This is a genomic window from Cognatiluteimonas weifangensis (assembly GCF_003416885.1).
Taxonomy (GTDB): Bacteria; Pseudomonadota; Gammaproteobacteria; order Xanthomonadales; family Xanthomonadaceae; genus Cognatiluteimonas; species Cognatiluteimonas weifangensis.
In genome coordinates, this window is the sequence record NZ_QVPD01000014.1 from 11,984 (window position 1) to 25,032 (window position 13,049).

Genomic DNA, 13,049 nt, shown 5'->3' on the forward strand with positions numbered 1-13,049 from the left:
CAGGCGGCCCCGTCCTGTCAGGTGACGCCTGTCATGCGAATGGGGTGATACGCCGGACTGTGGCCGCGTCCGGCGCGGCGGCATCCTGCCCGCCATCCAGGAGAACGCCCTGCGGAGGCGGTGATGGACAGATCGGATCGGAGCACGCTGGCGACGCTGCGCGGGGTGCACAAGCAGTACGGCGCGGTGCACGCCTTGCGCGGCATGGAGCTGTCGCTGCGCGGCGGCGAACTGCTGGCGCTGCTCGGGCCCAATGGCGCCGGCAAGACCACGGCCATCGCGCTGCTGCTGGGCCTGCTGCGCGCGGACCAGGGCGAGGTGGCGCTGTTCGGCCGCGACCCGCAGGACATCGTCGCCCGCCGCCACATCGGCGTGATGCTGCAGGACGCGCAGCTGCCGCCGACGCTGACGGTCGGCGAGCTGCTGCGGCAGGGCGCCAGCTATTACCCGGCGCCGCGCGAGGTGGGCGCTTGCGCGGTGGTCGCCGGCGTGGACGACCTGCTGCGCCGTCGCTACGGCAAGCTCTCGGGCGGACAGCAGCGTCGCGTGCAGTTCGCGCTGGCCCTGGTCGGCAACCCGCGGCTGCTGTTCCTGGACGAGCCGACCGTCGGCCTCGACCTGCAGTCGCGGCAGGGGCTGTGGCGCGCGATCCGCCAGCTGGTCGCCGAAGGCTGCGGCGTCGTGCTCACCACGCATTACCTGGAGGAGGCCGAGGCGCTGGCCGACCGCGTCTGCGTGATGGCCGGCGGGCGCATCGTCAGCGAGGGCAGCGTGGACGCGCTGCGCGCGCGGGTGGCGATCAAGCGCGTGCGTTGCCGCTCGCGCGTCGGCGCGGAGGAAGCCGCGGCCTGGCCGGAAGTCGTGGAGGCGGGCATCGAGGGCGGGCACCTGTGGATCGCCACCGCGCGGCTCGAGGACCTGCTGCGTCGGCTGCTCGCGGCCGATGCCGGCCTGGACGGGCTGGAGGTGCGCGCCGCCGGCCTCGCCGAGGCCTTCACCGAGATCACCAATGCCGCGCGTGCCGATGCCGCGCGTGCCGAAGCCGCGCTCGAGGAGGCCGCCTGATGGACGCCATCGCCACCCTGCCGATGCCGCGCGCGCGCCTGCTGCGCGCCTATGCCGAGGAAGCCCGTTGCGAGCTGATGCGCTACCTGCGCGAGCCCGCGTTCCTGCTGCCGATCATGCTGTTCCCGGCCGTGTTCTACCTGATGTTCGGGATCCTGCTCGCGCGCGGCGACGGCGCGCAGCAGGCCGCGCGCTACCTGCTGGCCAGCTACAGCACCTTCGCGGTGATGGCGCCGGGCCTGTTCGGCTTCGGCGTGTCGCTGGCGCTGGAGCGCGGCGACGGTTTGCTGCAGCTCAAGCGGGCGATGCCGATGCCGCCGGGCGCCTACCTGCTGGGCAAGTTGCTGATGGCGGTGCTGGTGGCGCTCGCGGTGGGCGTGCTGCTGGTGCTGATGGCCATGTCGCTGGCCGGCGTGCCACTGTCCCCGTCGCAGATCGGTGCGTTGCTGCTCACCGACGCACTTGGCGTGGTGCCGTTCTGCGCGCTGGGCCTGCTGGTGGGCACGCTGATCCGCGGCCAGGGCGCGCCGGGCCTGCTCAACCTGCTGTACCTGCCGATGGCCTTCCTGTCCGGGCTCTGGTTCCCACTGCAGATGATGCCGGCTTTCCTGCGCGGGCTGGCGCCGATCTGGCCGAGCTACCACCTCAATGCGCTGTCGCTCGCGGCGGTCGGCATGGACGACGGGGCGCGGCTGCCGCACGTCCTGGTTCTGGCCGGGTTCTCCATCGCGAGCCTTGGGTTCGCGGCGCGCCGGCTGCGGCGCCACGGCTGAAGTAGGATCGCGCCATGGACGTCGCGCTGTTCCGCCGGTTCGCCCCCGCGCCCGACTCCGCCGTGGCCGATGCGCTGCGCTGCGGCAAATCGCCGTGGCACGACGCCGTCCACCTGCTGTGGTCGGCGTGGCTGTTCATCACGCCGATGTTCGGCAGCGGGTACGACTGGACGTGGGCGGGGTTCACGCTGCTGTCCTACCCGGTGTTCCTCGGCCTGTACGCCGGCGCGCTGCTGGCCTCGCGGCGTTCGGCCTGGCGCTATGCGATCGGCATGGTCCTGCTGTGCTTCGCGCTGTTGCGCTGGTATCCCTCCGGCCTCAGCTACTTCGTGTTCGGTTGCGTGATGCTGCACGTGGGCACGCGCGTGGCGCTGTGGAAATACCTGGTCCAGGTGCTGGCGCTCAACGGTGCGCTCGCCCTGCTCGCCACCTGGATCGGCTACCCGTGGCAGGTGCTGGCCTGGATGCTGCCGATGACCCTGGTGATCGGCATCATCGTCAACGTCGAGCGCTCCAACGAGGTGCGCGACGCCGCGTTGCGGCTGTCGCAGGAGGAAGTGCGGCGACTGGCCGCCACCGCCGAGCGCGAACGCATCGGCCGCGACCTGCACGACCTGCTGGGGCACACGCTGTCGCTGATCACGCTCAAGCTGGAGCTCTCGCGCAAGCTGCTGGACCGCGACGCCGCGGCGGCGCGGCTGGAGATCGCCGAGGCCGAGAAGGTCGCGCGCCACGCACTGGCCGAGGTGCGCAGCGCGGTCACCGGGTTCCGCGCCGCCGACCTCGCGGCAGAACTCGCCGCCGCGCGCCTGCTGCTGGAATCGTCCGGCGTCGCGCTGGAGTACGCGCCGCCGCCCGCCTTGCCCGGCGAACTCGAGCGCCCGCTGGCCCTGGTGCTGCGCGAGGCGGCGACCAACATCGCCCGCCACGCCGGCGCCAGCCGCGCGGAAGTCATCTTCGAGGCCACCGAGGCCTGCCTGTGCATGCGCATCGTCGACAACGGCCGTGGCGGCGTGGCGGCGCACGGCAACGGCCTGAGCGGCATGGCCGAGCGCGTGCGCGCGCTGCGCGGCCAGCTGCAGGTGCAGTCGCCGCCGCGCGGCGGCACCTGCGTCGAAGTGCAGGTGCCGCTGGGGGCCAGCGCGCCGGCGACGGTCGCGGCCGTGGAGCCGCCCGCGCCGGTGGCGGCGCTGGAGCGCCCGGCATGATCCGCGTGCTGCTGGCCGAGGACCAGGCGATGGTGCGCGGCGCGCTGTCGGCGCTGCTGTCGCTGGAATCCGACATCGAGGTGCTCGGCTCCGCGCCGGACGGCGAGGCCGCCTGGCGCGAGGTGCAGCGCCACAAGCCCGACGTGCTGGTCACCGACATCGAGATGCCCGGCCTTACCGGCCTGGAACTGGCGCAGCGCGTGCAGCGGCACGAGTTGCCGATCCGCGTGGTGATCCTGACCACGTTCGCGCGCCCCGGCTTCCTGCGCCGCGCATTGGACGCGGGCGTGTGCGGCTACCTGCTGAAGGACTCGCCGGCCGAACAGCTGGCCGACGCGATCCGCCGGGTACGCCACGGCGGCCGCGCGATCGATCCGCAGCTCGCCATCGACGCCTGGTCGGAGGCCGACCCGCTCAACGACCGCGAGCGCCAGGTGCTGCGCCTCGCCGGCGACGGACTGTCGGCCGGCGACATCGCGACGCTGCTCAACCTGTCGGCCGGCACGGTGCGCAACTACCTGAGCGAGGCCATCGGCAAGCTCAATGCCGGCAACCGGATCGAAGCGTTCCGGCTCGCGCGGCAGAAGGGTTGGCTGTAGGGTCGATCCGCGATCGGCCGTCCTTGCCGGCCATGGGCCGGCCCTACGCGAAACGGCCCTTCAGCATCGCCCACGCCGCGCGCAGGCCCTGCGCCTCGCCGCCGGCGGGATGGCCGGGGCGGTCGTTGTCGTTCCAGGCGTAGACGTCCAGGTGCGCCCAGGGCTGGCCTTCGGGCACGAAGCGCTCCAGGTACAGCGCGGCGGCGATGCTGCCGGCCATCTTCGACGGCCCGGAATTGGCGATGTCGGCGACGGGGCTGGTCAGATAGCGCAGGTACGGGCGCCACAGCGGCATCCGCCACAGCGGGTCGCGCACCTGCAGCCCGGCGTCGAGCCAGGCCGCGGCCACGGCGTCGTCGTTGGCGTACAGCGCCGGCAGGTCCGGGCCGAGGGCGATGCGCGCGGCGCCGGTGAGCGTGGCGAAGTCCAGCAGCAGGGCGGGCGAGGATTCGCCGGCATAGGCCAGCGCGTCGCACAGCACCATGCGGCCTTCGGCGTCGGTGTTGTCGATCTCCACCGACACGCCCTTGCGCGTGGCCACGATCTCGCCCGGGCGGTAGGCCTGCGGCCCGATCGCGTTCTCCACCGCCGGCACCAGCAGCGTCAGCCGCACCGGCAGCTTGCGCGCCATCACCAGCTCGGCCAGGGCGATCGCGTGCGCGCCGCCGCCCATGTCCTTCTTCATGTTGCGCATGCCGTCGCCGGCCTTCAGGTTCAGGCCGCCGGTGTCGAAGCACACGCCCTTGCCGACCAGCGTCAGCTTCGGGTGCGATTGGTCGCCCCACTGCAGCTGCAGCAGCCGCGGCGCGCGGTGCGAGGCGCGGCCGACGGCGTGGATCGCGGGGAAGTTCTGCGCCAGCAGCGCGTCGCCGACCACCGCCTCGAACACCGCGCCGTGCGCCGCGGCGATCCCTTCTACCACCGCGTGCAGCTGCTCCGGGCCCATGTGTTCGGTCGGCGTGTTGACCAGCTCGCGCACGCGCAGGCAGGCGGCCAGCACGTCGGCCACCTCCGCCTCCAGCCCCCCGTCGACCAGCAGCCGCGCCGGATCGCGCAGCGGCGTGCGGTAGCGCGTGAAGCGGTAGCTGCCCAGGCCCCAGCCGAGCTGCAAGGCGCGCAGCGTCTCGACGTCCAGGTCGCCGGCGGGCGCCCAGTCGCCTTGCGGCAGCGCGAACGGCGCGTGCGCATAGCTGTAGGGATCGCGCGCATCGCCGATGCCGACCACCGCGCCGCCAACCCCGTCCGCCCCCGGCAGCACCAGCACGCTGCCGGCCGCCGCCTCGAAGCGGTGCGCGTCCAGCCACGGCCCGAGCTCCCGCGGCTGCCGATCGCGCCATGCGGCCAGCTGCTCGCGGCCGACCAGATGCAGCGGGCGGGCGGCCTGGCCCGGGGCAGCAACGAATCCGTGCGGAAGGGTCATGGGGTGTCCTGCATGGGGTGGGGCGCCGCGTCCAGCCAGTCGGCCAGCGCGGCGAGGGTGGGGAATTCCAGGTCCGGGCGCGCTTCGCCCGCGGGCCACGCGCGCCGCACGCCGGCGGCGTCGGGCCGGTTGATCCAGCAACTGCGCAGGCCCGCGCGGCGCGCGCCGAGCACGTCCATCTCGATGTCGTCGCCCGCGTGCAGCACCTCGCCGGGCGCACAGCCCAGGCGTTCGCAGGCGGCATGGAAGATGCTCGCCGCCGGCTTGGCCGCGCCGTGCTCGCGCGCGCCCAGCTGAAACGCGAACACGTGCATCAGCCCGATCCGGTCGAGGTCGGCGTTGCCGTTGCTCAGCGCCGCCAGCGGCACCCGCGCCGCCAGCCGGTCCAGCGCAGCGAGGCTGTCGGCGTAGTGCTCGACCTCGCAGCGCGCGGCGAAGAAGGCATCGAACGCCGGTTGCACCAGCGCGAGGTCGTCGCCGGCCGCCTGCAGCATCCGCTGCAGCGAAATCAGGCGCTGGCGGGTGAAGTCGTGCGCCAGGTGCGGGTGTTCGGCTTCGACCGCGTCGCGCAGCGCCCGCCTCGCCTGCAGCGGAAAGGCCGCGGCGGTGCGTGGCGCGTGCGCCTGCAGCCAGGCGCCGAGCGCGGCCTCGGCGCGCGCCATCACCGGCGCGATCGGCCAGATCGTGTCGTCGAGGTCGAGGGTGATCGCGCGGACGGAAAAGCTCACGCGGCCATTCTATCGCCGCGCCGCGCGCGGCCCGCCGGCAGGCCGCGCGGCGTTTTTGCGCGCGCCGCAGCGTGCCGCGGAAGCAGGCTGCGCGCGGCGGCACCGCTGTTCACTCCAGCAGTTTCGCCCACCCCTCCATGCCCTCGATCTTCGCCAGCACGATCTTCACGCACACCAGCAGCGGCACCGCCAGCAGCAGGCCGACGATCCCCCACAGCCAGCCGAACAGCATCAGCGCCAGGATCAGCACCAGCGGCGACAGCGCCATCCGCGCGCCGAGCACGATCGGGGTGACGAGCTGGCCTTCCAGCGTGTGCAGGCCCAGGTAGATCGCCGCCGGCAGCAGCGAGCGCCACGGGTCGTCGAAGGCGACGAAGCCCATCAGCAGCATGATCAGGATCCCGATCAGCGGGCCGACATAGGGCGCGAAGTTGAGCAGCGCCGCCATCGTGCCCCACAGCAGCGCCTCGTCGGCCGCCACCCCGAGCCAGTACAGCGCGGCGGCCAGCGCCAGCCCGACCAGCGCGTTGATGATGCTGATGGTCAGCACGTAGCGCGAGATCTCGCGCTCGATCGACTGCAGGATCTCCACCGTCAGCCGTTTCTGCTGGCGGTCGGGCAGCAGCGCCAGCGCGTTGCGCTGCAGGCTCTGGCCGTAGACCATGAAGAAGAACGTCAGCAGCACCACCGCCAGCACCGAGGCGAGCAGGCGCGGGGTCGCGGTCAGGGTCTTGTAGGGGTCGTTGACTTCGGTCTTGACCACCGGTGCCGGGCGCGCGCTGCTCTCGCCGCCGGCGGCGCGGGCGATGTTCTCGGCAGCCTTGTTGGCTTCCTGCACCGGCTTGACCAGGTGCCGCAGCTTGGGCGCCAGGTCGCGCATCTCGCGCGGCGCCTGCCGCACCCACTCGCCGGCCGGCGCCACCAGCTGCTGGCCCAGCGCGATCGTGCCGGCGATGCCCAGCGCCAGCACCAGCAGCGCACTGACGAAGCGCGGCACGTACAGGCGCTGCAGCACGCGGATGATCGGATTGCCGACCAGGGCGAAGAACATCGCCAGCAGCACCGGCAGCAGCAGCCCGCGCGCCGCCCACAGGCTGGCGCCGACCGCGAGCGTGGCCAGCAGCAGCAGCGCGGTCGACGCCCGCGGGCGCGGCGGCAGCGGCGGCCGCGGTGCCGGCGCGGCGGCGGGGACGGGACCGCCGGCGGCGCCGCTCATGGCAGGCCCGCGTGCCGGTAGAGGTCCTGGGTGGCTTCGGGCGTGAGCTCGGGCGCGGTGGCGGGTGCGGCTGCGGCGGCAGGTGTGGGCCCGGGCTCGGTCCCGGCCGCGTCGGCGGTGGCGGCGGCGGCCTGCTGCGCGGTGGCGGCCGCCTCCCCGGCCGCGGCCTGCGCGCTGCCGCCGGCGAACAGGCCGGCCAGTGCGCTCAGCAGCTGCAGCGTGCCGCCGCCGGTCGCGTTGCGCGGCAGCTCGACCCGGCCGACCACGAATCCCGACACCAGGCCCGCGATCACGATCCGCCCCGGCGTCCACGCCTGGCGCCAGGACGCCCGCAGCTGGCGCCAGTCGGCCGCGGTCCGGCGTTCCTGCGCCTCCAGCGCGGCCTCGGCCTGGGTCACTTTCTGGATCAGCGCATCGAAGCCCATGTTCCGTCCCTTGCCTCGCCGTGCGGGGATGCCCGGGTCACGGCGGAGTGATGTCCACGCCCAGGCCTTTCTTCAGCGGCGTGCCGTCGCCGGCGGCGGCGACCTGCTGCGCGGCCTCGGCGCTGCTGGCGCCGCTGCCGGCCGCGGGCATCAGCCCGGACAGCTCGCCGATCCCCAGCCGCGCCAGTTGCCGCCGCGTCGCCTGCAGCCGGGTGTGCTCGAAGTAGCGCAACGCCCTCCACGCCGCGGCGACGGTGACCGCCACGCTCAAGCCCGCCGTCGCCAGCAGCGCCAGCGGCCACGACCAGCCCAGGCCGCGGCTCAGCCCCACCACCAGCGTGGCCATCAGCAGCAGCCAGGCCGAGGCGCCGAAGGCGATCGCCACCGCGGTGAACGCCAGCGTGCGGCCGAAGGCGCTGCGTGCCAGCGAGATGTCCGCCGCCAGCAGGATGCGCAGCGCCTTGCCGGCGTCGCGGCCGGCCTCGAGCGTGGCGCGGCCGCCGGCACCCAGTTCGCGCAGCGCCTCGGCGATGCCCGCGGCGGCGCGCTCGTGCGCCGCGGCGTCGGCGTGCGCCTGCGCGCCGTGCGGCGGGTCGGCAGCGTCCTGCCGGGCGTCGCCGTCGGTGCGCGCGCCCCCGGTTGCGCTCATCGCGTCGGCTACTTGTCGCCGCCGCGCGCGAGCTTGGCGATGATCCAGCCGGCGGCGAAGGCCACGCCGAAGGACGCCAGCGGGCGCTCGCGGATCAGGTCCGAGGCGCTCTCCAGCAGGTCGCGGCCCTTGTCCATCAGCGCGTCGACCTGTTCGCGGCTGGCGGCGCCGGCCTGTTCGACCGCGGCCAGCCCGGCGAGCGCGCTGTCGGCCAGTTCCGACTTCACCTGGGCCTTGCCCAGGCGCACCTCGTCGCCGGCGGCGCCGGCCGCGCCCTTGATCGCTTCGCCGGCGTAACCGGCGGCCTGCTTGAGGTGGCTGCCGGCTTCGCCCAGGTTGGTCTTCAGGCTGTCGGTGGCGTTGGGGCTCATCGTCGCTCTCCTCGGTGGGTTCGTCGCGGCGCGGCATGCGCCGGGACGGAAAGGCCGCGCGTCCGGCGCGGCGTCATTGCATCAGCAGGTCGCCCTGGGCGTTGCCGCGCACGATCCGCAGCACCAGCTGCGGCGGCTGTCGGGAAAAACTCAGGCGAAAGCCGGACAGGTCGTCGAAGCGGCCGCTGTTGGCGGCGATCACGACATCGCCCTGGCGCAGGCCGTTGTCGGCGGCGCGGCTGCCGCGGGCGACGCTTTCCACCAGCACGCCGCCGATGCCGGCCTGGCGCGCGCTGGCCGGCAACTCGGCGAAGCTCGCCCCGGACAAACGCGGGTCCAGAGTGGCGCCGGTCACCGAGCGCGGCTGCTCGCGCAGGGTCGCGGTCAGCTGCAGCGGCCGGCCGTCGCGGCGCAGGTCCAGCGTCACCTGGCTGCCCACGGCCTGCAGGCCTTCGAAGTTGCGCAGGGTGTCGCGGTCGTCGATGCGCTGGCCGTTGGCGGCGAGGATCACGTCGCCCACCTGCAGCCCCGCCGCGGCCGCGGCCGACTGCGGATACACCCGGGTCACCACCGCGCCGCGCGCCGCGTCCAGGCCGAGGCCGCCGGCGATCCGCGCGTCCACGTCCTGGGTGTCGATGCCGAGGCTGCCGCGGTGCACCTCGCCGGTGGCCAGCAGCTGGCGCATGACGTCGCCGGCGAGGTTGGACGGGATCGCGAAGCCCAGGCCGATGTTGCCGGCCATCGAACCGCGCGGATTGAAGCTGGCGGTGTTGATGCCGACCAGCTGGCCGTCGAGGTTGACCAGCGCGCCGCCGGAGTTGCCGGGGTTGATCGAGGCGTCGGTCTGGATGAAGTTCTGGTAGCCCAGCCCCTGCAGGCCGCTGCGGCCGACCGCCGAGACGATGCCGCTGGTCACGGTCTGGCCGATACCGAACGGATTGCCGACCGCGACCACGAAGTCGCCGACCTGCAGCCGGCTGCTGTCGGCCAGCGGGATCGCGGTCAGCGGCGTGTCCTTGGGCACCGGGATGCGCATCAGGGCGACGTCGGTGTCGGGGTCGGAGCCGACGAACTCGGCCTGCAGCGTGCGCCCGTCGGCCAGCGTCACCGAGACCTCGTCGGCGCCCTCGATCACGTGGTGGTTGGTCAGCACCAGCCCGCGCTGCGCATCGACGATCACGCCCGAGCCCAGCGACTGGTTGATCCGCTCCTGCGGGATGTTGGGGAACATGCGGCGGAAGAAGGGATCGTTGGCGAAGGGGTTGCTGATCCGCACGCGCTGCTGGCTGTGCACGCTGACCACCGCCGGCAGCACCCGCTTGAGCATCGGCGCCAGCGACGGCAGCGGGGTGCCGGCGACCGCGCTGGGCAGGGCCGCGGCCGCGGGCACCGCGGCGGGCGCCGCGGCCGCGGCGTCCGCGGCCAGCGCCGGCGCGCGCATGCCTTCGTGCACCGCGGTGGCGGCGAAGCCGCCGAAGGCGGCGGCCAGGGTCAGGGCGAGCAGGGTGCGGGTGGAGGCGTTCATGCCGTTTAGTTTGCCGTCAAACCGCGAACCGGGGATGAAGGCCGCCGCACCGGCTGCCGGCGGGGCGGTCGGGCCGCGCCGCGCCGGCGCGCGCGGCCACGAAAAAGCCCGGGGCATGCCCGGGCCTTTCGCGCACATCCGGCGTGCGGGGCTACAGCCGCTCGGACGTCTCCGAGCCGCAGAAGTCCATGTACTTGCTGTCGTTGGCCAGGTAGCGCGCGGCGCGGATCGGGCCGGACAGCTCCAGGCCGTCGGCGCTGAGGGTCACGCCCTCGCGGTGGATGCTCTGGTAGCCGTGGTAGTAGCCGTTGACGAACCAGAAGAAGCGGAAGTCGATCGTGTACGAGTTCGTGAGCGGGTTGTAGGACCAGGTGCCGAAGCCCGGTCCGCGGGTGTGCAGGCCGCTGATGCCGTGCAGGTTGGGGATGCCCGCCAGCGGCATGGTGTTGGTCTCCGACAGGGTGCCGCCGGCATTGAAGACGACATTGGCCTGGATGCCGCCCGACGGCGTGCCGCCGCAGGGGCCGACGGCGCCGACCGCATGCCACAGGCCGACGATGCGGTTGGCCGGCATCTGCATGGCGCCGTGGTGGACGAGGTCCACCGCCGCGGCCGGAAAGGCGGCGAGCGACAGCGGCGAGAGCGCGAAGGCAAGCACGAGGGGATGCAGTTTCATGGTGCGGCTCCTGGGTGATCGCCATGCCCCCATGGCGTGGCGTACGCGTATGCTTGGCCGGCGCTGGCCGGGAAGTCCTGAAAAATCCGCTGAAACCGGCTGAAATTTGCTGAAATGCGGTGGTCGCGTACCGCCTTCGCCCCCAGGAGCCATGCCGGACGCCCCGCGCCACTACCGCTTCGCCGGGTTCCTGCTCGATACCCGCACCCGCGAGCTGCGCGGCCCCGGCGGCACGCCCGTGCACCTCACCGCGAAGGCGTTCGACACCCTGTGCTGCCTGCTTGCCCACCGCGACCGGGTGGTCGGCAAGGACGAGCTGCTGGCGACGGTCTGGGCCGGCCGCGTGGTGGAGGAGAACAACCTCACCCAGGCGGTCTCCGCGCTGCGGCGCGCGCTCGGCGAAGCCGGCGGGCAGCGCTGCATCGTCACCGTGCCGGGGCGCGGCTACCGCTTCGCGGCCGAGGTCGCCGAAGGCGCGGGCGACGCGGACGACGCAACCGCCGGCCCCGCTGCCGGGCCGGCGGCGGCCGCGACGCGACCGGCGGGCATGCGTCGCGCCATCGTGCTGGGCGCCCTGCTGTTCGGCGTGGCGCTGTTCGCGATCGTCGCCTGGCGCCGCGAGGAGCCGGCGCGTGCGCATCCGGGTGCGGGGCCGGCGACCACCCTGGCCGTGCTCCCGTTCCGCTCCCTCTCCGCCGGCCCGCGCGACGACCTGCTGGAACTCGGCCTCGCCGAAACCCTGGCCACGCGCCTGCAACGCGCCGGCGCGCTGCGCGTGCGGCCGCTGGCCGCGACCCAGCGCCTGGCCGCGACCCAGCCCGACGCGCTGGCGGCGGGGCGCCAACTCGGCGCGACCTATGTCGTCGCCGGCTCCACCCAGCGCGTCGGCGACCTGGTGCGGGTCAACGCGCGGCTGCTGGCGGTGGCCGATGGCGCGACCGTGTGGGCCGACACCTTCGACACCCGCATCGACCGCGTGTTCACCCTGCAGGACCGCATGGCGGGAGCGCTGGCCCGCGCCCTGGCGCTGCCGCCGCTGCCGCCGCCGGCACGGACGCGCAGCGCCTGCGACGGGCAGGACCCGCAGGCTTACCGGGCCTGGCTGCGCGGGCATTACCTGCTGTATCGCCCCAGCCGCGAGAACCTGTCGGCGGCGCTGGCCGCCTTCCGCCGCGCCATCGACCTGGACACCGCGTGCACCCGCGCCTACGCCGACATGGCGCTGGCCTACCGCGGCCTGGCGCACACCGATCTGGACCCGCGCGAGATGTTCGCCCTGGCCAAGGCCGCGACCGCGCAGGCGCTGGCGATCGACCCGGACTCGGCCGACGCGCTGCTGGCGCAAGGCCGCAACCAACACCTGTACGACTGGGATTGGGCCGGCGCCGAGGCCTCGCTCAAGCGCGCGATCGAGCTCGACCCGGCCTCGGCCGAAGCGCATTTCGGCTACGCGCATCTGCTGATCGACCTGGGCCGTTTCGAGGAAGGCCTGGCGCAGGCGCGGCAGGCGCGCGAACTGGATCCGCTGTCGCCGATGATCAACGCGCTCACCGGCGGCTTCCTCACCGCCGCGCGGCAACCCGGCGCGGCGCGCGCGCCGCTGCAGCGGGCGCTCGAACTGCAGCCGGAGTTCTGGGTGGCCTTGCTGGTGCGCGGCGGCATCGCCCTGGATCGGGGCGACGTCGCCGCCGCGCACGCCGACTGGCAGCGCGCGGCCGCGCGTTCCGGGCGCGCCAGCCAGGTGCTGGCATTGCTGGCGGTCGCCGAAGTGGCGAACGGCCGCCGCGCGCAAGCGCAGGCGATCCTGCGCGAACTGCAGGCGCGCGACGCCGCCGGCTACGTCCCGGCCACCAGCCTGGCCGCGGTCGAGAACGCGCTGGGCCACACCGAGGCCGCCCTGGACCTGCTGGAGCGCGGCTACCGGGAGCGCGACATCCGCATGGCGTTCCTCGGCATCGACGCGCGCTGGAACAACCTGCGCACGCAGCCGCGGTTCCGGGCGCTGGCGCGGCGCCTGGGGCTGGCGGACGGCCGCGCCTACGGCCGCTATTGATCCGGTATCGCTCCGGCGCCGGCGCGTCCGCTTTGTGACCGCATCTGCGTTTTTGGTCGGCGCATTTACCCCATCGGCGCAAGCGGGCGCAATGCACTTCAATCCGGTTGACACCGGGTTGGGCCCCGGATAGCGTGACCCCCTGCGTCGCCACAACATCTTGGGGTGTGCGGAGCAGGCCGGGCCCAGTGCTGGGGTTGGCATCGGCAGGCGACAAGGGGCCGGTACCGGCCTGGAAACACGCCGACGGGGGTGGGCGGATGCGTGCAATGACAGGGTCGCCAGCGGCCCGCAGGTCACCACAACCAGGACACAAGGCGGCGCGCATGCTGTAAGGCAAC

General features: G+C 73.8%; 13 protein-coding genes. 5 read left to right on the forward strand and 8 right to left on the reverse strand.

All coding sequences use genetic code 11. The features are described from left to right. The first annotated feature begins 123 nt into the window (after positions 1 to 123). The 4 genes from D0Y53_RS11345 to D0Y53_RS11360 are packed head-to-tail and all read left to right on the forward strand — an operon-like array spanning position 124 to position 3,645. Positions 124 to 1,065 carry an ABC transporter ATP-binding protein gene (locus D0Y53_RS11345; RefSeq protein ID WP_117203437.1) on the forward strand — a complete coding sequence of 314 codons (942 nt, stop codon included), beginning with the start codon at positions 124 to 126 and terminating at the stop codon, positions 1,063 to 1,065. Beyond that, complete coding sequence (locus tag D0Y53_RS11350) at positions 1,065 to 1,838, forward strand: ABC transporter permease (protein WP_233511765.1); 774 nt, start codon at positions 1,065 to 1,067, stop codon at positions 1,836 to 1,838. Before D0Y53_RS11345 ends, D0Y53_RS11350 begins: the two co-directional genes overlap by 1 nt. Before the next feature lie 14 nt (positions 1,839 to 1,852). Beyond that, positions 1,853 to 3,046: a sensor histidine kinase gene (locus D0Y53_RS11355; RefSeq protein ID WP_117203438.1), complete on the forward strand. Its 1,194-nt coding sequence runs from the start codon at positions 1,853 to 1,855 to the stop codon at positions 3,044 to 3,046. Next, complete coding sequence (locus D0Y53_RS11360; protein ID WP_117203439.1) at positions 3,043 to 3,645, forward strand: response regulator transcription factor; 603 nt, start codon at positions 3,043 to 3,045, stop codon at positions 3,643 to 3,645. The genes D0Y53_RS11355 and D0Y53_RS11360 overlap by 4 nt, the downstream gene beginning before the upstream one ends. Positions 3,646 to 3,688: 43 nt before the next feature. Here D0Y53_RS11360 and D0Y53_RS11365 read toward each other — a convergent pair whose 3' ends face one another. The 8 genes from D0Y53_RS11365 to D0Y53_RS11400 form a co-directional block, all read right to left on the reverse strand. Continuing rightward, the gene (locus D0Y53_RS11365; RefSeq protein WP_117203440.1) at positions 3,689 to 5,065 is read right to left on the reverse strand and encodes a leucyl aminopeptidase family protein; all 1,377 of its coding nucleotides are present in this window, start codon (positions 5,063 to 5,065) and stop codon (positions 3,689 to 3,691) included. Then, complete coding sequence (locus D0Y53_RS11370; RefSeq protein WP_117203441.1) at positions 5,062 to 5,793, reverse strand: HAD family hydrolase; 732 nt, start codon at positions 5,791 to 5,793, stop codon at positions 5,062 to 5,064. Before D0Y53_RS11370 ends, D0Y53_RS11365 begins: the two co-directional genes overlap by 4 nt. Before the next feature lie 109 nt (positions 5,794 to 5,902). Further along, the gene (locus D0Y53_RS11375) at positions 5,903 to 7,009 is read right to left on the reverse strand and encodes an AI-2E family transporter (protein ID WP_117203442.1); all 1,107 of its coding nucleotides are present in this window, start codon (positions 7,007 to 7,009) and stop codon (positions 5,903 to 5,905) included. Next, the gene (locus D0Y53_RS11380; RefSeq protein WP_117203443.1) at positions 7,006 to 7,434 is read right to left on the reverse strand and encodes a hypothetical protein; all 429 of its coding nucleotides are present in this window, start codon (positions 7,432 to 7,434) and stop codon (positions 7,006 to 7,008) included. The genes D0Y53_RS11375 and D0Y53_RS11380 overlap by 4 nt, the downstream gene beginning before the upstream one ends. 37 nt (positions 7,435 to 7,471) lie before the next feature. Further along, entirely contained in the window at positions 7,472 to 8,083 is a 612-nt protein-coding gene (locus D0Y53_RS12975) for a phage holin family protein (protein WP_199492056.1), read from the reverse strand. A gap of 8 nt (positions 8,084 to 8,091) precedes the next feature. Then, positions 8,092 to 8,454 (reverse strand): hypothetical protein, encoded by a 363-nt coding sequence (locus tag D0Y53_RS11390; protein WP_117203444.1) that lies wholly within the window; start codon positions 8,452 to 8,454, stop codon positions 8,092 to 8,094. Between the two features lie 73 nt (positions 8,455 to 8,527). Continuing rightward, positions 8,528 to 9,979: a Do family serine endopeptidase gene (locus tag D0Y53_RS11395; RefSeq protein ID WP_117203445.1), complete on the reverse strand. Its 1,452-nt coding sequence runs from the start codon at positions 9,977 to 9,979 to the stop codon at positions 8,528 to 8,530. A 151-nt stretch (positions 9,980 to 10,130) separates the two neighbouring features. Continuing rightward, positions 10,131 to 10,655, reverse strand: coding sequence for a hypothetical protein (locus tag D0Y53_RS11400; protein ID WP_117203446.1), 525 nt, complete (start codon positions 10,653 to 10,655; stop codon positions 10,131 to 10,133). A gap of 151 nt (positions 10,656 to 10,806) precedes the next feature. On the opposite strand from D0Y53_RS11400, the gene D0Y53_RS11405 reads away from it, so the two are divergent. Next, complete coding sequence (locus D0Y53_RS11405; RefSeq protein WP_117203447.1) at positions 10,807 to 12,708, forward strand: winged helix-turn-helix domain-containing protein; 1,902 nt, start codon at positions 10,807 to 10,809, stop codon at positions 12,706 to 12,708. Positions 12,709 to 13,049 lie beyond the last annotated feature (341 nt).